The 19,358-nt window shown below is 75.9% G+C and carries 14 protein-coding genes and 1 pseudogene; 14 read left to right on the forward strand and 1 reads right to left on the reverse strand.

Annotated features, from left to right (window positions below; all coding sequences use genetic code 11):
• The first annotated feature begins 7 nt into the window (after nt 1–7).
• The 9 genes and pseudogenes from AB3388_RS07690 to holA all read left to right on the forward strand — a co-directional run bounded on the left by AB3388_RS07690 (nt 8) and on the right by holA (nt 9,997).
• Nucleotides 8–895 (forward strand): AAA family ATPase, encoded by an 888-nt coding sequence (locus AB3388_RS07690; RefSeq protein ID WP_495410171.1) that lies wholly within the window; start codon nt 8–10, stop codon nt 893–895.
• Nucleotides 895–2,325, forward strand: coding sequence for a vWA domain-containing protein (locus tag AB3388_RS07695; protein WP_495410172.1), 1,431 nt, complete (start codon nt 895–897; stop codon nt 2,323–2,325). Before AB3388_RS07690 ends, AB3388_RS07695 begins: the two co-directional genes overlap by 1 nt.
• Before the next feature lie 278 nt (nt 2,326–2,603).
• The gene (gene nadD / locus AB3388_RS07700) at nt 2,604–3,371 is read left to right on the forward strand and encodes a nicotinate-nucleotide adenylyltransferase (RefSeq protein ID WP_495410173.1); all 768 of its coding nucleotides are present in this window, start codon (nt 2,604–2,606) and stop codon (nt 3,369–3,371) included.
• On the forward strand, nt 3,368–3,880 hold the full coding sequence (gene rsfS, locus AB3388_RS07705) for a ribosome silencing factor (RefSeq protein WP_495410174.1): 513 nt from the start codon (nt 3,368–3,370) through the stop codon (nt 3,878–3,880). Before nadD ends, rsfS begins: the two co-directional genes overlap by 4 nt.
• Nucleotides 3,877–4,617, forward strand: a complete 741-nt coding sequence (locus AB3388_RS07710; protein WP_495410175.1) for a histidine phosphatase family protein — start codon at nt 3,877–3,879, stop codon at nt 4,615–4,617. Before rsfS ends, AB3388_RS07710 begins: the two co-directional genes overlap by 4 nt.
• Nucleotides 4,618–4,684: 67 nt before the next feature.
• Nucleotides 4,685–5,599 (forward strand): DegV family protein, encoded by a 915-nt coding sequence (locus tag AB3388_RS07715; RefSeq protein ID WP_495410176.1) that lies wholly within the window; start codon nt 4,685–4,687, stop codon nt 5,597–5,599.
• Between the two features lie 138 nt (nt 5,600–5,737).
• Nucleotides 5,738–6,592: a helix-hairpin-helix domain-containing protein gene (locus AB3388_RS07720; RefSeq protein WP_495410177.1), complete on the forward strand. Its 855-nt coding sequence runs from the start codon at nt 5,738–5,740 to the stop codon at nt 6,590–6,592.
• Nucleotides 6,593–6,702: 110 nt separating this feature from the next.
• A pseudogene (locus AB3388_RS07725) lies at nt 6,703–8,634 on the forward strand (ComEC/Rec2 family competence protein); the annotation flags it as partial.
• A gap of 361 nt (nt 8,635–8,995) precedes the next feature.
• Nucleotides 8,996–9,997 carry a DNA polymerase III subunit delta gene (gene holA, locus AB3388_RS07730; RefSeq protein WP_495410178.1) on the forward strand — a complete coding sequence of 334 codons (1,002 nt, stop codon included), beginning with the start codon at nt 8,996–8,998 and terminating at the stop codon, nt 9,995–9,997.
• Between the two features lie 88 nt (nt 9,998–10,085).
• On the opposite strand, the gene rpsT is transcribed toward holA, so the two are convergent.
• Entirely contained in the window at nt 10,086–10,352 is a 267-nt protein-coding gene (rpsT, locus tag AB3388_RS07735) for a 30S ribosomal protein S20 (protein WP_495410179.1), read from the reverse strand.
• Between the two features lie 183 nt (nt 10,353–10,535).
• On the opposite strand from rpsT, the gene lepA reads away from it, so the two are divergent.
• The 5 genes from lepA (at nt 10,536) to AB3388_RS07760 (ending at nt 19,358) form a co-directional block, all read left to right on the forward strand.
• Complete coding sequence (gene lepA / locus AB3388_RS07740) at nt 10,536–12,362, forward strand: translation elongation factor 4 (RefSeq protein WP_495410180.1); 1,827 nt, start codon at nt 10,536–10,538, stop codon at nt 12,360–12,362.
• Nucleotides 12,359–13,006 (forward strand): MOSC domain-containing protein, encoded by a 648-nt coding sequence (locus AB3388_RS07745; protein WP_495410181.1) that lies wholly within the window; start codon nt 12,359–12,361, stop codon nt 13,004–13,006. Before lepA ends, AB3388_RS07745 begins: the two co-directional genes overlap by 4 nt.
• Nucleotides 13,007–13,071: 65 nt before the next feature.
• Entirely contained in the window at nt 13,072–13,758 is a 687-nt protein-coding gene (locus AB3388_RS07750) for an LppX_LprAFG lipoprotein (protein ID WP_495410182.1), read from the forward strand.
• Nucleotides 13,727–15,466: an MFS transporter gene (locus AB3388_RS07755; RefSeq protein ID WP_495410183.1), complete on the forward strand. Its 1,740-nt coding sequence runs from the start codon at nt 13,727–13,729 to the stop codon at nt 15,464–15,466. Before AB3388_RS07750 ends, AB3388_RS07755 begins: the two co-directional genes overlap by 32 nt.
• Before the next feature lie 322 nt (nt 15,467–15,788).
• Nucleotides 15,789–19,358 (forward strand): ATP-binding protein, encoded by a 3,570-nt coding sequence (locus tag AB3388_RS07760; protein ID WP_495410184.1) that lies wholly within the window; start codon nt 15,789–15,791, stop codon nt 19,356–19,358.

Here is a 19,358-nt window from a genome sequence, read left to right on the forward strand (position 1 = left end):
ATCTGTCTTGCCCCTCCCGCCCACCCAGTCGCCCCAGTTCTCCTCGGTCGCCGACGTCAGCAAGCGGCTGTCGACGGCCGGCTACCTGCCCGACGCGCAGATCGCCACGACGGTCTTCCTCGCCGACCGGCTGGGCAAGCCGCTGCTCGTCGAGGGCCCCGCGGGCACCGGCAAGACAGAGCTGGCCAAGGCGCTGGCGACGGCGACCGGCTCGGAGCTGATCCGGCTGCAGTGCTACGAGGGCCTCGATGAGGCCCGGGCGCTGTACGAGTGGAACTACAAGAAGCAGCTGCTGCGCATCCAGGCGGCGCAGGGCACGGACGGCGCGGACTGGGACACCGTCCACGACGACATCTTCGGCGAGGAGTTCCTGCTCTCCCGGCCGTTGCTCACCGCCATCCGGCGCAGCGAGCCGACCGTGCTGCTCATCGACGAGACCGACAAGGCCGACGTCGAGGTGGAGGGCCTGCTGCTCGAGGTGCTCAGCGACTTCCAGGTGACGATCCCGGAGCTCGGCACCGTGACCGCGGCCCGCCGGCCGACCGTCGTCCTCACCTCGAACGCGACCCGCGAGCTGTCGGAGGCGCTCAAGCGGCGCTGCCTGTACCTGGCGCTGGACTACCCCTCCGCCGAGCGGGAGCGCGAGATCGTGCTCTCCCGGGTGCCCGACCTCGCGCCCGGCCTGGCCGAGCAGCTGGTGCGGACGATCCGGGCGCTGCGCGCGCTGGAGCTGAAGAAGTCGCCGTCGATCTCCGAGACCCTCGACTGGGCGCAGACGCTGCTCGAGCTCGGGCTGGACACCCTCGACGAGGGCGCGGTGAAGTCGACGCTGGGCGTGGTGCTCAAGCACGCCAGCGACCAGGAGCGGGCCGCGGCCGAGCTGCGGCTGAACTGATGACCGCGCCGTCCACCGCCGTGGAGCCGGGCGGCCTGGCCGGGCACCTGGACGGCTTCGTCCGGGCCGTGCGCGAGGCCGGGATCCCGGTCGGGATCAGCCAGGCGGTCGACGCGGCGGAGATCCTCACCGTGGTCGACCTGCTCGACCGCGAGCAGCTGCGCCACGGCCTGGCGGCCGTGCTGCTGCAGCGGGCCGCGCAGCGACCGGCCTACGACGTGCTGTTCGACCTGTGGTGGCCACTGGGGGACCGCCCGGCTGCGCCGTCCGACGGTGAGGACGACGACGGCGACGGCGCCGGCGGGTCCACGCTCGACCTGCCGGACATGGACCCGGGCCAGCTGGCCGAGCTGATGCGGGCGCAGCTGCTGCAGCTGCTGCTCGACGGGGACGACGAGGCGCTGCGCCGGTTCGCCCGCCAGGCGGTGGAGCTCCTCGGGCAGGGGCAGGCCTCGCCGTCGGGGCAGTCGTTCTTCAGCTACCGGGTGATGCGCGCGCTCTCGCCGGACACGCTCGTCTCGCAGCTGCTCGCGGGCCTGCTGGGCGGCGGGGAGAAGGGCGGGCTGGCCGAGCAGGTGGCCCGGCAGACGATCCGCGAGCGGCTGGCCGCGTTCCGGGCGGCGGTGGAGGCGGAGGTGCGGCGGCGCTCGGCGGAGCAGCGCGGCCGCGACCGGGTGGCCAAGAGCGCGGTGAAGCCGCTGGCCGACCAGGTCGACTTCCTGCGGGCCCAGGCCGCGGACCTGGCGGAACTGCGCCGCACGGTGGCGCCGCTGGCCCGGCGGCTGGCGGTGCGCCTCTCCGCGCGCCGCCGGCACGGCCGCGAGGGCCGGCTGGACTTCCGCAAGACGGTGCGGGCCTCCCTCGGCACCGGCGGCGTGCCGGTGGTGACCCACCACCGGCCGCGCAAGGTGCACAAGCCCGAACTCGTGGTGCTCTGCGACGTCTCGGGGTCGGTGGCCGGGTTCAGCCACTTCACGCTGATGCTCACCCAGGCCCTGCGCGAGCACTTCACCGGCGTCCGGGCCTTCGCGTTCGTGGACTCCACCGACGAGGTGACCCGCTTCTTCCGGCCGGGCGCCGACGTCGCGGACGCGGTGGCGCGCATCGGCCGGGAGGCCGACGTCGTCTCCTTCGACGGGCACAGCGACTACGGCAACGCGTTCGAGGTGTTCACCGACCGGTGGCCCTCGGCGCTGGGACCGAAGTCGTCGCTGCTGGTGCTCGGGGACGGGCGCACGAACTACCGCCGGCCCGGGCTGCCGGTGCTGGGCGAGATGGTCAGGCGCTGCCGGTCGGCGCACTGGCTCAATCCCGAGCCGGAGCGGCTGTGGGGGAGCGGCGACTCCGCCGCCGACCAGTACCGCGAGGTCATCGACATGGTGGAGTGCCGCAACGCGGCCCAGCTGGCGGAGTTCGTCACCACCCTCTGAGCCGGGGCGTCGACCGGCCCCGTTCCCCGGCGACGTCGAGCACCGGTGGGCACGGCGGGTCGTAACCGAACGGCCCCGTCGCCGTTGGACAGGGCGGCGCCGTTGCTCCATGCGCGGCACCGGGTCCGGTCCGGGCACCCGCCGGGCCGGCGGCGACCGGCGGCACGGGGGAGCCGGTCGCAGGCGACCCGGCGCCCCCTGGCCGCCGGGGGCGCCGGGGCCGCCCCCGGCCGGTCCCGAGCGGGCCGCCTCCGCCGGGCACCCGATACGCTCGATCGGTGGTCAGCAGGCGGGTCGGCGTCATGGGCGGGACGTTCGATCCCATCCATCACGGTCACCTCGTCGCCGCCAGTGAGGTCGCGGGCCTGTTCGGACTGGACGAGGTCGTGTTCGTGCCGACCGGCCAGCCGTGGCAGAAGAGCGAGCGCGAGGTCGCCCCGGCCGAGGACCGGTACCTGATGACGGTCATCGCGACGGCCTCCAACCCCCGGTTCTCCGTCAGCCGGGTCGACATCGACCGCGGCGGTCCGACGTACACGATCGACACGCTCACCGACCTCAAGGTCCAGCGGCCGGACTCCGAGCTGTTCTTCATCACCGGCGCCGACGCGCTCTCCCAGATCCTCAGCTGGCGGGACAGCGAGAAGTGCTTCGCGCTGGCGCACTTCATCGGCGTGACCCGCCCCGGCTTCACGCTCGCCGACGCGCACCTCCCCGAGGGCGTGGTCAGCCTGGTGGAGGTGCCGGCGCTGGCGATCAGCTCGACCGACTGCCGGGACCGCGTCGCCCGCGGGATGCCGGTCTGGTACCTCGTCCCCGACGGCGTGGTCCAGTACATCGAGAAGCGCGGCCTGTACCGCGAGGACCGGCGACCCCGCCGGTCCGGCGGTCCCGCGTCGGACGGCCGGCCCGCCGGCGACCGGCCCACCTACGACCGCCCGCCGCCGGACACCGGCGCCCCGATCCGGGCACCCGACAACGGAGGCTCGTCCCGACCGCCGTCCGCCGAACCACCGTCCTCCCACGTACACGAGGTGCCCCGATGACCGCCTCCACCGAGGCGCGTGAGACCGCGTTGGTCGCCGCCCAGGCGGCCGCCGACAAGCTCGCCACCGACGTCTCCATCGTCGACGTGAGCGACCGGCTGGCCATCACCGACGCGTTCGTCCTCGCCTCGGCGCCCAACGAGCGGCAGGTGCAGGCCATCGTCGACGAGGTGGAGGACCGCCTGCGCCGGCAGGGCATCAAGCCGGTCCGCCGCGAGGGTGTCAACGAGTCCCGCTGGGTGCTGCTCGACTTCGTGGACGTGGTCGTGCATGTCCAGCACGCGGAGGAGCGCGCCTACTACGCCCTCGAGCGGTTGTGGAAGGACTGCCCGACCATCCCCTTCGTCGACCGCGACGCCGCCCGGCACGCCGCCGGCGAGGAGACCGGCGGCACGGCTCCCCGCGGCGACGGCGCCCACGAGACGCTCTCCGTCGACGACGTCGACCCCGCGAGCGCCGACCCGACGCCCCTTGCTCCGCCGCCGTCCCCGGACCCGACCGAGCGGTGACCGCGGACGCCACCGCCCTGCCGGTGCCCCGCCTGGTCCTCTGGCGGCACGGCCGGACCGAGTGGAACGCGGCCGGGCGCTTCCAGGGCCAGCTCGACCCGCCGCTCGACGACGAGGGCCGCCGGCAGGCCGCGCGCGTCGCGCCCTATCTGGCCGCCGGGCTGCCGGCCGGCGAGACGGTCGTCGTCTCCAGCGACCTCAGCCGGGCCGTGGAGACCGCCGGGCCGCTCGTGGAGCTGCTCGGCGTCCACCTGCTGCTGGACCCTCGGCTGCGGGAGCACGGGCTGGGCTGCTGGGAGGGCCTGACCCGCGACGAGGTGGCCGAGCGCTATCCCGACCAGTACGCCGACTGGCAGGCCGGCCGGCCGGTCCAGGGGCGCAACGGCGAGGAGGCCGCCCAGGTGGCCGGGCGCGCGCTGGCCGCCCTCGCCGACCTGCCCGAGGCGGCGGTCGCCGTCGTGGTGACCCACGGGGGCACCGCCGGCCGCACGATCGAGGCCCTGCTCGGGCTGGGCTCCGAGCACCGCCGCGTGTTCGGCCCGCTCGCCAACTGCGCGTGGAGCGAGCTGCGGTTCCAGGGCCGCGGGTGGCGGGTGACCCGGCACAACAGCTGGGTGCCGCAGCCGGTCGAGGGGGGCGGGCCGCCCTTCCCGGACGGGGCGGCGCAGCCGCGCGTGGGGGCGACCCCCGAGGAAGCGGCGCCGACCGGCGGGTCCGACGCCGACGCCGTCCTGTAACCCGGACGGGCGCCTTCCCGCGGTCGGGGCGTGTGGGGATCCGGCCGGCGCGGGCTAGCCTCGGCCGGTGTCCGTCGCCGTCGTCACCGACTCGACGGCATACCTGCCGGCCGCGCTGGTCGACGAGTTCGGCATCGCGGTCGTGCCGCTCTACGTCGTGCTGCCGGGGCGATCGGGCCGCGAGGGCCGCGACATCGGCCCGCAGGACGTCGCCCAGGTGATGGCCGCGCGCGGCCAGCAGGTCTCGACGTCGCGTCCCACGCCGGGTGACTTCGTCGCGGCCTACCGGCACTGCCTGAGCCAGGGCGCCGAGCGCATCGTGTCGATCCACCTCTCCGCCGAGCTCTCCGGCACCTCGGACGCCGCCCGGCTGGCCGCCGCGCAGATCGGCGAGCACATCGTGACCGTGATCGACTCCCGGGCCACCGCGATGGCGTGCGGGTTCGCCGTGCTGGCCGCGGCGCGGGCGGCGGCCGAGGGGGCCGACGCCGGCGCGGTCGCGGGCGCCGCCCGGGAGACCGCCGCCGCGACCCGCACGCTGTTCGTCGTCGACACGCTGGAGCACCTGCGCCGGGGTGGGCGGATCGGCGCCGCGGCGGCCGTGCTCGGCTCCGCCCTCGCCGTCAAGCCGGTCCTGCACGTCGTCGACGGCAAAGTGGTGCCGCTGGAGAAGGTGCGCACCTCCGGGCGCGCGTTCAACCGGCTGGTGCAGCGGGCCGTGGAGGCGGCCGGTGACGGTCCGGCCTCCGTCGCCGTGCACCACCTGGCGGCCCCCGAGCGGGCCGAGCGGCTGGCCGCGGAGCTGCGGGAGCGGCTGCCGAAGCTCCGCGAGCTCTACGTCAGCGAGCTCGGCGCCGCGATCGGCGCGCACGTGGGGCCGGGCGCCGTGGGCGTCGTGGTGGTTCCGGCGCCCGCCGATCGCGGGCTGCCGGAACCACCTGATCAGGGCGGCGAGCCCGGCGCGGAGCCGCCGACGGCGTGAGGTCGGGGTGGTGGGCATGCGGGGCACCCTGCACCCCGGCCCGGTGGTCGCGTCGTCCGTCGTCCACAGCCCAGGGCCTCGTCCACAGCTGATCCGTCACCGCCTCCGCCCGCCACGGGGCTCCCTAGCGTCGCGCCGGTGCGCCTCTCCTCCCGCCGCTCCGACGACGCCGATGTGATCCGTGCGCGGCTGCGCGTCCTCCTGGACGAGGGCCCGCGCGCAGGGGGCTGGGTCCCCGACGACCCCGACGACCCCGACGACTCCGGCGGCTTCGACGACCCGCGGGAGGAGACGTCCTTCCGTGACCGGGAACCCGAGGACGCCGACGACGTCGGGCTCCCGAACGGCTTCGGGCGGCACCGCGCCCCCGACGCCGCGGTGCGGCTGGACCCCGGACGCCGGGGTGCCCGGTCGCTCTGGATCGCCGGCGTGCTCGCCGCGCTGCTGCTGGTCGGCTGGACGTGGGTGGACCGGCCGCGGGTGGAGCCGGTGGAGCCCGCCGGGACGGAGGCCGTCACCTCCTCGCCCGCGTCCCCCGCGGTCGGGGAGGCGGCCGAGACCGCCTCGACCGTCGTCGTCTCCGTCGTCGGCCTCGTCGCCCGCCCGGGTCTGGTCACCCTGCCCACCGGAGCGCGGGTCGCCGACGCCGTGGAGGCGGCCGGCGGCTTCCTCCCTGAGGCGGATCCCGCGTCGGTGAACCTGGCCGCCACGGTCACCGACGGCCAGCAGATCGCGGTCGGCGTGCCCGGGGCCGGCACGGGCCCGGCGGCCACGGGCTCGGCGGCCGCGGGGCCGGCCGGTGGGCCGCTGAACCTCAACACCGCCACCGAGGCGGACCTCGACGCCCTTCCGGGCATCGGCCCGGTCCTCGCCCAGCGGATCATCACCTACCGGGACCAGCAGGGCAGCTTCACCACCGTCGAGCAGCTGGACGACGTCCCGGGGATCGGGCCGTCCATCTACGCGCAGCTCAAGGACCTGGTGACCGTGTGAGCGCGCCGGCTCGCTGGACCTGGATCGACCTGCGCCTGGCGCCCGCCGCGATCACCTCCTGGCTGACCGCCCTCGCCGCTCCCGGCCTGCCGCCGGGCGTGCTGGCCGTCGTGGCGGCGGCTTCGGCCGGTCTGCCGCTGTTCCTGGTCCGGCGGCGGACGGCGGCCGTGCTCGTCGTGTTCGGCGTGCTCGCGGCCCTCGCCCTGGGGACGGCGGCCGCGGCGGTCCGGGGGCTGGCCCGCGACGCCTCGCCCCTGCGTGCGGCGGCGGAGCACAGCCGCACCGTGGAGGTGGAGCTGCAGCTGCGCGACCTGCCGCGCCGGCTGACCGGCGCCGGGCCGCCGCGGGTCGTCGCCGACGCGACGGTGACGGAAGCGAGTCTCAGCGGTGGCGAGATCCGGGTGCGGGACCACGTGCTGCTCTTCGCGCCCGCGGACACCTGGGGCGAGGTCCCCCCGGGGCAGCCGGTGCGCGTCCGGGCGGCGGTGTCGATGCCGCTCGACGGCCACCTCGTGGCGGTCCTGTCCGCTCGGGGCCCGCCGGCCCCGGTGGGCGCGCCGGGGTGGCCGCAGCGGGTCGCGCACGCACTGCGGGAGGGGCTGGCCGGGTCCGCGTCCCGCGTCCTCGGGCCGGGGGCCGGCGGGCTGCTGCCGGGGCTCGTCGTGGGCGACACCAGCGCGATGGACCCGGTGCTGACCGAGGACTTCCGGCGCACGGGCCTGTCCCATCTCACCGCCGTCTCCGGTGCGAACGTGGCGATCGTCGTGGCCGGGGTGCTGTGGCCGCTGCGCCGGCGGGCGGTCGACCGCCGGGTCCAGGCGCTGGTGGCCGGGGGCGCGCTGGCCGGCTTCGTGGTGCTGGCGGGGCCGAGCGCGAGCGTCCTGCGTGCGGCCGTCATGGGTGCGGTCACGCTGGTCGCGCTCGCGTCGGGGCGGGAGCGGGTCGCGGTCCCGGCGCTGTGCGCCAGCGTGCTGGTGCTGCTGCTCGTCGAGCCCGCCCTCGCCGCCGACGGCGGGTTCGCCCTCTCCGTGGCCGCGACCGCCGCCATCGTGCTGCTGGCTCCGCGGTGGTCGCGGTCGCTGCGCCGGCGGGGGTGCCCGACCCCGGTCGCCGACGCACTGGCGGTCAGCGCGGCCGCAGGCCTGGCCACCGCGCCGGTGATCGCCGGTCTCAGCGGCCAGATCAGCCTCGTCTCGCTGCCGGCGAACCTGCTCGCCGCGCCGGCGGTGGCACCCGCGACGGTGCTGGGCCTGCTGGCCGCGGTGGTGTCGCCGCTGAGTGCGCCCGCTGCCGACGTGCTCGTCTGGCTGGCCGGCTGGCCGGTCCGCTGGCTGGTGCTCGTGGCCGAACGCGGCGCCGCGCTGCCCGACGCCGTCGCGGGGTGGACGGTCGGCACCGCCGGGGCGATCGAGCTCAGCGTCCTGCTCCTGGTCCTCGGCGTCCTGCTCTGGCGCTTTCCCCGGCTCCGGCCGGTGGCGCTGGCGGCCGTCGTGGGGCTCGTCGCGCTCGGCTGGCCGCTGCGTCAGGCGGTCCGCGGCTGGCCGCCGGAGGACACCGTCGTCGTCGCCTGCGACGTCGGGCAGGGCGACGCGCTGGTCGTGCCGACCGGCCCGGGGGAGGGCGTGCTCGTCGACACCGGGCCCGACGTCGCTGCGGTGGACCGCTGCCTCGACCGGCTCGCGGTCGACCGCCTGCGGATGGTGCTCCTGTCGCACCTCGACGCCGACCACGCGGGGGGCCTGGCCGGCGCGCTCGCCGGGCGGAACGTCGACGTGGTCGCCACCGGGACCCTCTCGCCCGCCGACGAGCGGGGCGCCGCGGTGGACCGGCTCGCCGCCGGGGCCGGTGCGCGGCGGACGACCCTCGTGCCGGGGGACCGGCGGACGATCGGCGGCGCGGCCCTGGAGGTCCTGGCGCCCCCGCCCGCCATCGCCTCGGTGAACGCGGCGGCCAACGACCTCTCGGTGGTCGCCCGCGTCACCGTGCACGGCGTCCGGGTGCTGTTCACCGGTGACCTCGGCGCCGAGGCGGAGGCGCGCATCCTCGCCCGCGGCGTCGATCTGCACGCCGACGTGCTCAAGGTGCCGCACCACGGCAGCGCCGACGTCGACCCCGACTTCCTCGCCGCCACCGGCGCGCGGGTCGCCCTCGTCTCGGTCGGCGCGGACAACGACTACGGCCACCCGACCGCCCGGGCGCTGCGGCTGCTGGCCGGCGACGGCATGCGGATCCACCGCACCGACCGGGAGGGCGACCTCGCGGTCGCGGGGACGGCGAAGGAGTGGGGCGTCGCGGCGCGGGGCGGCGCGTCGGCCGCGCCCCCGCACCCGCCGGCACCCGGTCTGCCCGCCACGACCCCCGCGCCGACCGGGGACCGTCGCACCCGCGTGACACGATGCAGGCGTGGCAGCGGCACCTCCGGCACCGACCTCCCGGCTCCGGGTCGTGGTGGGGGAGGAGGAGCTGCTGCGCGCCCGCGCGGTCTCCGCCGTCCGCGCCGCGGTGCTCGAGCGCCACCCCGACGCCGAGGAGCACGACCTGGTCGCGGCGGGACTGCCGGTCGGCCAGCTGGCCGACGTGCTCGCGCCCTCCCTGTTCGGGGGGCACCGGCTGGTGGTCGTCACCGGCGTGCACGAGGCGGCCGGCGCGCTGGCCGACGCCCTCACCGCCTACGCCAAGGACCCCGATCCGGACCTGACGCTGGTGATCGTCCACGCGGGCGGCAAGCGCAACGAGGCGCTGCTCAAGGCGTTCATCGGGGCCGGCGCCGCGGTCGACGAGTGCGCGAAGATCACCTCACCCGGCGACCGGGCGGCGTTCGTCCGCAACGAGGTGCGCCGGGTCGGCGGGCGGATCACGCCCGATGCCCTGGTCGCCCTGGTCGACGCGGTCGGCAACGACCTGCGGCAGCTGTCGTCGGCGGCCAGCCAGCTGGTCTCCGACTTCGGCGGCGCCATCGACGCCGACGCCGTGGCCCGCTTCCACCGCGGCCAGGCGGAGGTCACCGGCTTCACCGTGGCCGAGAAGGTGCTCGTCGGCGACCGGCAGGGCTCCCTGGAGATGCTGCGCTGGGCGCTGGAGCGCGGGGTGGCGCACGTCCTCATCGCCGACGCGATCGCCGACGGCGTCCGCACCGCCGCCCGGGTCGCCTCGCTGAGCAGCTCCAACCCCGGCGAGCTCGCCCGGGCGCTGAAGATGCCCCCCTGGAAGGTGAAGAAGGCGCAGGCGCAGTCGCGGGGCTGGAGCATCGAGGGCCTGCAGCGGGCGATCGGCGTCGCGGCCGAGCTCAACGCCGACGTCAAGGGCGCCGCGGCCAGCGCCGACTACGCGCTGGAGCGGGCGGTCCGCCGGATCGTCGAGATCCGCGCCGAGACCCGCCGGGACCGCGCCGTCCGCGGCCGGTAGCCGCCGACGATCCCGGGGAACGCCGGCCGAAACGCGAAGAAGCCCCCGTCCCGGGCGGGACGAGGGCCTCCTGCGATCTGGAGCGGGGTCAGCCCTGCAGGCCGGCGAACCGCTGCGCCATGCCCGACTTGCGGTTGGCGGCCTGGTTCTTGTGGATGACACCCTTGCTGGCGGCCTTGTCGAGCGCCTTGCTGGCGGTCTGGAGGGCGGTGGCCGCCGCGGCCGCGTCCCCGGCGTCGGCAGCGGTGCGGAACCGCCGGACCGCCGTCTTGAGGGCGGACTTGACCGCGACGTTGCGCTGCCGCGCCTTCTCGTTGGTCTTGTTCCGCTTGATCTGGGACTTGATGTTCGCCACGCGTAAGCCTCGGTGTCTGGAAGGGAATGCCTCTGCCAACGTCCGGGCGCACGTGCGCACACGGACCGGCCTGCCAAGATACCAGCGTCGCGCGGCCGACCCCAACCCGGCCGATCATGCGGCGGCCCACACCGGACGGCGGTCGCTGAAGCCGGGCCGTCGCCGTGGGACGATGGCGGCACTGTGACGACTCCCGCTGCCACCGATCCGGCCCGCATCCGGAACTTCTGCATCATCGCCCACATCGACCACGGCAAGTCGACGCTGGCCGACCGGATGCTCGAGGTCACCGGGATCATCGAGGCGCGGCAGATGCGCGCCCAGTACCTCGACCGCATGGACATCGAGCGCGAGCGCGGCATCACGATCAAGGCGCAGAACGTGCGGCTGCCGTGGAAGGTCGGCGACACCGAGTACGTCCTCGACATGATCGACACCCCGGGGCACGTCGACTTCACCTACGAGGTCTCGCGAAGCCTGGCCGCGTGCGAGGGCGCCGTCCTGCTCGTCGACGCCGCCCAGGGCATCGAGGCGCAGACGCTGGCCAACCTCTACCTGGCCCTCGAGAACGACCTGCACATCATCCCGGTCCTCAACAAGATCGACCTGCCCGCCGCGCAGCCCGAGCGCTACGCCGAGGAGATCGCGCACATCATCGGCTGCGACCCCTCCGAGGTCCTGCGGGTCAGCGGCAAGACCGGCGAGGGCGTGCCCCAGCTGCTCGACCAGATCGTCGCCGACATCCCCGCCCCGACGGGCGAGGCCGCCGGCCCGGCCCGCGCGATGATCTTCGACTCGGTCTACGACATCTACCGCGGCGTCATCACCTACGTCCGCGTCGTCGACGGCCGGATCTCCGCCCGCGACCGGATCAGGATGATGTCCACCGGCGCCACGCACGAGCTGCTCGAGATCGGCGTCATCTCCCCGGAGCCCAAGCCGGTCGAGAGCCTCGGCGTCGGCGAGGTCGGCTACTTCATCACCGGCGTGAAGGACGTCCGCCAGTCCCGCGTCGGCGACACGGTGACCCTGCAGAGCAAGCCGGCCGCCGAGCCGATCGGCGGCTACAGCGACCCCAAGCCGATGGTCTACTCCGGCCTGTACCCGATCGACGGCAGCGAGTACCCGCTGCTGCGCGAGGCCCTGGACAAGCTGCTGCTCAACGACGCCGCCCTGGTCTACGAGCCGGAGACGTCGGCGGCCCTCGGCTTCGGCTTCCGCGTCGGCTTCCTCGGCCTGCTGCACCTGGAGATCGTCCGCGAGCGGCTGGAGCGCGAGGGCGGGCTCTCGCTGATCTCCACGGCGCCCAACGTCGTCTACCGGGTGGTCATGGAGGACGGCACGGAGATCACCGTGACCAACCCCAGCGACTGGCCGAGCGGGAAGATCGCCGAGGTCCACGAGCCGGTCGTCAACGCCACGATCATCGCGCCCAGCGACTACACCGGCACGATCATGGAGCTCTGCCAGAGCCGCCGCGGCTCGCTGTCCGGCATGGACTACCTGTCCGAGTCCCGGGTCGAGCTGCGCTACACGCTGCCGCTCGGCGAGATCATCTTCGACTTCTTCGACGCGCTGAAGTCCCGCACCCGCGGCTACGCCTCGCTGGACTACGCCGAGGCCGGCGAGCAGCAGTCCCAGCTGGTCAAGGTCGACATCCTGCTGCAGGGCGAGCCGGTCGACGCGTTCAGCGCGATCGTGCACAAGGACAAGGCCTACAGCTACGGCGTCATGATGGCCGGCAAGCTGCGCGAGCTCATCCCGCGGCAGCAGTTCGAGGTGCCGATCCAGGCCGCCGTCGGCTCGCGGGTCATCGCCCGCGAGACCATCCGCGCGATCCGCAAGGACGTGCTCGCCAAGTGCTACGGCGGTGACATCACCCGCAAGCGCAAGCTGCTGGAGAAGCAGAAGGAGGGCAAGAAGCGGATGAAGATGGTCGGCCGGGTCGAGGTCCCGCAGGAGGCGTTCGTCGCCGCGCTGTCCAACTCCTCCGAGCCTCCCAAGAAGTGACCGCCAGGATCGACGCGGTCTGCGTCGTCGGGGCCGATCTCTTCCGGCTGCCCACCCGGCCCAGCGGCATCGACAAGCAGCCGGTCGCCGGCCGCGTCGCCGTCCACCCGCTCGGCCTCGACGGCGACGTCCAGATCAACAGGAAGCACCACGGCGGCGAGGGCCAGGCGGTCTACGCCTACGCCCAGGAGGACGCCGACTGGTGGGCCGCCGAGCTCGACCGCGCGCTGCCGCCCGGCCGGTTCGGTGAGAACCTGCGCACCCGCGGCCTGGACCTGGTCGGCGCGGTCCTGGGCGAGCGGTGGCGGGCCGGGACGGCGCTGTTCGAGGTCACCGGCTGGCGCACGCCGTGCGCGACCTTCGCCCGGTACTGGGACGTCCCCGACCTGGCGAAGCGCTTCACCGCGCGCGGCGCCACCGGCGCCTACCTCCGCGTGCTCGAGACCGGTGACGTCGGTGCCGGCGACACCGTCGAGGTCGTCGCGCGCCCCGACCACGGGGTCACCGTCGGGACGGCGTTCCGCATCGTCACGACCGAGCAGCACCGGCTGCCCGAGCTGGCGCCGGTGCTGGAGTTCCTGCCGCTGAGGAACCAGCCGAAGATCGCGGCGCGGATCGCGGCACGGTCCGGCGCCCGCGTCTGAACGGCGCCGCGCGCTACTGTCCGCCGCGGTACGCCGGGAGGTCCCCGGTCGACGGGGAGGTCGCCATGCTGCTGCGTCGTGCCGCCGCCCCGCTGCTCGCGCTGATGGTCCTGACCGCCTGCGGTGGCGGGTCCGACGAGTCGGCCCCGGACCTGCTCGCCCGCGCCAAGACGACCCTCGACGACGCCCCGAGCGCGCACTTCGTCCTCACCAGCGACGGCGCCCCCGACACCGGCACCCTGCTGGTCGGCGGGGAGGGCGACATCCTCCGGCCGTCGTCGTTCCAGGGCACCCTGCAGGTGCAGGCCGCGGGCAGCACGACCGGCATCAAGGTCATCTCCGTCGACGGCACCGTCTACGCCCAGCTGCCCCTGCTGCCCAACTACAGCGAGATCGACCCGGCGGCGTTCGGCTTCGGCGACCCCGGCGCCCTGCTCGACCCCGACACCGGCATCTCCCAGCTGCTTGCGAAGGCCGAGAACGCCGAGAACGGCGACGACAAGCGGGTGGACGGCGAGGTCGTCCAGGAGGTGACCGCCGACCTGCCCGGCCAACTGGTCGCCGACCTGCTCACCAGCCAGGACCCGAGCCAGACGGTCAAGGCGCAGTTCCTCATCGCCACCGACAGCGGCGAGCTGCGGCGGGCCGAGCTGACCGGACCGTTCTTCACCGCCGACGAGGACGGCACCTACACCCTCGACCTGAGCGACTTCGGCGCCGATGTCGAGATCACCGCGCCGCCCACCGGCTGAGCCGGCCGCGCCGGCGGCGCCCGGCCTCGCCGTCGTCGTCCTCGGGACCCTCGCCGTCCTCGTCACCGCGGCCGACACCTACGTCGTCGTCCTGGCGCTGCCCGACATCCTCACCGGGGTCGGGGTGGGCATCGACGAGCTGCAGCGGGCCACGCCGATCATCGGCGGCTTCCTGCTCGGCTACACCGCCACGCTGCCGCTGCTCGGCCGGCTGGCCGACCTGCGCGGCAGGGTGCCGGTGCTGGTCGGCTGCCTGCTGGTGTTCGCCTTCGGCTCGCTGCTGACCGCGACCGCCGAGACGCTCGGCCCGGCCGTCGCCGGCCGCGGCCTGCAGGGCATCGGCGCCGGGGGACTGGTGCCGGCCACTCTCGCGCTGGTCGCCGACCGGTGGCCGCCCGCGCGCCGGGCGCTGCCCCTGGGGGTCGTCGGCGCGGTGCAGGAGGCCGGTGCGGTGCTCGGGCCGCTCGCCGGGGCCGCCGTCCTCGCCGTCGCCGACTGGCGGGCGATCTTCTGGCTCAACCTGCTGCTCGGGCTCGGGCTGGCCGCCGGCGCGCTGGTCACCGGCCGCGCGCGCCGGCCGGAGCCGGTCGGGCTCGTCCTCGCCGCCGTCGCGCTGCTCGCGCTGGCGCTGCAGCTGGCCGAGCCGGCCGCTCTGGCGGAGGACGTCACGCTCGGCCTGCTGTGGGTGCCGCTCGTCGACGCCGTCCCGGCGTCCACCCCGCTGGTGCTGGTGGCTGTCGTCGCCGGCGCGGCGACGGTCGTCCGCAGCCTCACCGCGCCGGCGGGCGCCGTCCTGCCGCTGCGCGGGCTGCCCCGGCTGGCCCGGGAGGTCGACGTCCTCGGCTCCGTCCTGGTCGTCATCGGCCTCGGCGCGCTGGTGTGGGCCTTCGCCGCGGCCGACCCGGCCACGCAGGTGGTCGCGTACGGTCCGCTGCTCCTGCCGGTCGCCGGGCTGGCCGCGCTCGGATTCGTGCTGCACGAGCGGCGCACCCCCGACCCGGTCCTGCCCCTGCGCGCGCTGCGGCCGGCCGGCGCCTGGGGGGCGCTGCTGGTCAACCTGCTGGTCGGTGTCGCCCTCGTCGCGGCGCTGGTCGACGTCCCGCTGTTCGCGCGCAACACCACGACCCCGGGCGACCAGTTCGGCGCCGCGCTCGTGCTGCTGCGGCTGCTGGTCGCGGTGCCGGTGGGCGCGGTGGCCGGCGGCTGGCTGTGCCGGCGGGTGCCGCCGCGGCTGGTCGCCGCCGGCGGCATGGTCCTGACCGCGGTCGCGCTCGCCGTCATGACCCAGTGGGGGGAGCGGTCCCTGGACGGCGCCGCCTCCTACGCCGTGCTGCTGGCGGCGGGCCTCGGCTTCGGGCTGGCGATCGCCCCGGTCAACACCGTGCTGCTGGCGGTCACCGGCTCCGCGGTGCACGGCAGCGCCAGCGCGCTGGCCGTCGTCGCGCGGACGGTGGGCATGCTCGTCGGCCTGTCCCTGCTGACGGCGGTCGCGCTGCGCCGGTTCACCGCCGAGGTCGCCGCGATCGGCTCGCCCGTCGAGCTCTGCCCACGGACACCGGCCGACTGCCCCGCCTACGACGCGGCCACCGACGCGGCGATCCTCTCCCAGCTGCACACCGTCTTCGCCGGGGCGGCGATCGCCGCCGGCCTGGCCGCGGTCGCCGCGGTGATCCTGCTGAGGGTGCCGCGTGCTGAACCGATGAGTTGAGCGGACGCCGGTCGTCCCACCCGCATGAGCACAGCGATCCTGTTCGCGTCGGTGTAGAGGGCAGCGACATCTCCGGGACTGCCGGCGATATCGGCGGCCAGGAACTGATCGACCGGGTCGTGCTCAACCTGGTGCCCGCCGTCCTCGGCGCCGGCCGGCCGTTGTTCGGCACCGGCGGCCTCACCCAGCCGATCGCGCTTCAGCGACCCGCGGACGCTCGTGCAGGGCAAGCGGGTCACGCACCTGGTCTACGACGTCCTCCGCTGAACCCCTGTCTCAAAGCGGTTCCCCTCGTCTACCTTTCCCGCGACGGGGAGGGTGCGTGGACGGAGACCGGCTGCGGATCAACCTCCTGGGCGAGCTCACGGCCACCTGCGCCGGGGAACCCCTCGACCTGGGCGGTCCCCGGCAGCGCGCCGTCCTCGCCGTCCTGCTGCTGGCGCGCGGCGAGATCGTGCCGGCCGACCGGATCGTCGAGTCGGTGTGGGGCGAGCGGCCCCCGGCCGACACCACCGGCGCCCTGCAGTCCTACGTCTCGCACCTGCGCCGGCGGCTGGAGCCGGGCAGTGCGGCGCGCACGCGCTCGGCGGTGATCGTCCGCGAGGGCCCCGGCTACGCCGTGCGGCTGCCGCGCGCGGCCGTGGACGCGTGGCGGTTCGAGGACCTGCTCACGCTGGCGGCCGGCGCCGACCCGGCGCGGGCGGCCGAGCTGCTGGCGGAGGCGCTGCGGCTGTGGCGCGGTCCGGCGCTGGTCGACTACGTCGACGAGCCGTGGGCCGCGGCGGAGATCAGCCGGCTGACCGAGCTGCGCAGCACCGCCCGCGAACGGCTCTTGGCCGCGCGGCTCGAGCTGGGGGAGTCGGGGCTGCTCGTGCCGGACATGGAGGCGATGGTCGCCGACGAGCCGCTGCGCGAGGAGCGGTGGCGGCTGCTCGCCCTGGCGCTGTACCGGTGCGACCGGCAGGCCGACGCGCTCGCCGCGCTGCGCCGGGCGCGCAGCACCCTCGCCGACGAGCTCGGGGTCGACCCGGGGCCGGCCCTGCGCGAGCTGGAGGAGCAGGTCCTCGCCCAGTCGCCGGCGCTGCGCGCTCCGGCGCGGCCGGCCCCCGCGCCCGCGCCGCGGCCGGCCGCCCCTGCCGCCGCCGACGACCTGGTCGACCGCGACCGGGAGCTGGCCGCGGTGCGCGCGGCCCTCGACGACCTCGCCGACGGCCGGCCCGGCCTCCTGCTGGTCGAGGGGCCGGCCGGCATCGGCAAGACCCGGCTGCTCGCCGAGGCGCGGCGGCTGGCCGCGGAGCGCTCGGTGCGGGTGCTCTCGGCGCGCGGCAGCCAGCTGGAGAAGGCGTTCGGCTTCGGCGCGGTCCGCCAGCTCTTCGAGCCGCGGCTCACCGACGCCGAGAGCCGGGAGCGGTTGCTCGGCGGTGCGGCGGCGGCCGCCCGCGGCGTGTTCGACCTCGCGCCCGGCGACGCCCCGGACGGGTCGTTCGCCGCCCTGCACGGCCTGTACTGGCTGACGCTGAACCTGAGCGCGGCCGGGCCGCTGCTGCTCGCCGTCGACGACCTGCAGTGGTGCGACAGCGCGTCGCTGCGCTGGCTGGCCTTCCTGGTGCGCCGGCTCGACGCCGTCCCGGTGCTCGTCGTCGGCACGATCCGCACCGGGGAGCCGCACGAGGAGGAGGAGCTGCTCGCCGAGCTGGAGCTGGAGCCGGCGACCGCCGTCGTCCGCCCGGCGCCGCTGTCGCCGGAGGCGATCACGGGCATCGTCGGCCGCCGGCTCGGCGACCCGGTGTCGCCGCTGTTCGCCCGCGCCTGCTCCCGCACGACCTCGGGCAACCCGCTGCTGTTGCGCCAGCTGCTGCGGGCGCTGGAGGCCGACGCGGTGAAACCGGACGCGGCGCACGCCGACACGGTGGTCGCCGTCGGCTCGCGGGCCGTCTCGAGCATGGTGCTGGTCCGGCTGCGCCGGATGCCGCCGGACGTGACCGCCGTCGCCCGCGCCGCCGCCGTGCTGGGGGACGGCGCCCCGCTGCCGGCCGTGGCCGCGCTGGCCGGGCGGCCGGAGTCCGACACCGCGGCCGCGCTCGCGGCGCTGGCCCGGGCCGAGGTGGTCAAGGACGAGCAGCCGCTGGCGTTCGTCCACCCGCTCGTGCGCGAGGCCGTGTACCGCGACCTGCCCGCCGCGGAGCGCGGGCTGCGGCACGAGCGGGCGGCGGTCGTGCTGCGGGCCGCCGGCGCCACCGACGAGCAGGTCGCCGCCCACCTGCTGCTCGCCCCGGCCCGCGGGGACGACGGGACGGCGACCGTGCTGCGCCGCGCCGCCCGCACCGCCGCCGACCGCGGCGCGGCCGACAGCGCGGTCACCTACCTGCGCCGGGCGCTGGACGAGCCGCCGAGCTCGGCCACGCGGGCCGACGTGCTGCTCGAGCTGGGCCTGGCCGAGACCCTCCTCGAGGGCGACACCAGCACCGGCCACCTGCTGCAGGCCTACGCGCTGCAGGAGGACCCCGGGACCCGCACGGAGCTGGCGATCGCGATCGCCCGGACGCACGTGTTCGCCAGCCCGCCCGGCGTCGCCACCGCGTTCGCCCGGGAGGCGGCCGAGGTCGTGCCCGCGGAGCTCCCGGACGCCCGGCAGGCCCTGGTCGCCATCGAGCGGATGGGCGGCTACATGCACGGGCTGCACCCCGACGTCTGGCGGACGGCGGAGCAGCCGGAGCCGGAGGGGACCGGGACCGGCGCGCAGATGCTGGCCGCGGCGCTGGCGTTCGAGACCACGCTCGAGGGCGCCGACCGGGAGCGCGCCGTCCGGCTGGGCCGGTTCGCCCTGGCCGGCGACCGGCTGTTCGAGGTCGACACCGGGCTGTTCTGGGTGATCGCGGCCAACTCGCTCATGCTCAGCGACGACGACCTCGGCGACTTCTGGGACCGCGCCCGCGCCATGGCCCACGCCAGCGGCTCGCTGTTCACCGCACTGTCGGTCAACGCGTGGGAGGCCTTCTGGCGGTGGCGCCGGGGGGAGCTGACCGAGGCGCTGGGCTGCCTGCGGCTGGCGCTGGACCAGGACCGCATGTGGCGCGGCACCGGGATCGGCGAGCCCTACGTCCGCACCTTCGAGATCGGCTGCCACCTCGACCGCGGGGACCTGGCGGCCGCGCGGAGGGCCGCCGACGCCGGCCTCGCCGGCCCGCACGCGGGGGAGGGCGACCGGCTGCTGCAGCACGCCCTGGCGCGGTTGCTCGTCGTCGAGGGCCGGTTCGAGGAGGCGCTGGCCGCGGTCGTGCGGATCCCGGCGCCGGTGCCGATCCGCAACCCCGTCTGGCATCCCTGGCGGACGACGGGGGCGCTGGCGCTGCGCGGGCTCGGCCGCACGGAGGAGGCAGTGCAGCTGCTGGAGGAGGACGTCCGGCTGCTGCGCCGGTGGGGGGCGCCGTCCTACCTGGGCAGCGCGCTGCGCCACCTCGGCGAGCTCACCCGCGACGTCGACGCGCTGCGCGAGGCGGTCGACCTGCTCACCCCGACCTCGTGCGCGATCGAGCTCGCCCGCGCCCGGCTCGCGCTCGGCCGGCGGCGCGAGGTGGGCGACGCCGAGGCCCTGCCGCTGCTGCGCGCCGCCAGCGACACCGCGCACGCCCAGGGCGCCGAGGCGATCCAGGCCGCCGTCTGCGCGGCGCTCGAGGCGCGCGGTCAGGCCGACGCGCCGCACCGGGACGGGCCGCGGCTGTCGATCAGCGAGCGGCGGGTGCTCGACCTCACCGCGACCGGCCTCGGCGTCCGCGAGGTCGCCGAGCGGCTGTTCATGACGCCGGGCACCGTGCACGCGGTGCTCGAGGCGGCCGACGGCGGGCGTCTCAAGTTCCTCTCAAGTGTCCCGACGGACGCTGTGGGCCAGTGA

This window comes from Geodermatophilus sp. SMS 5-13, assembly GCF_059428245.1.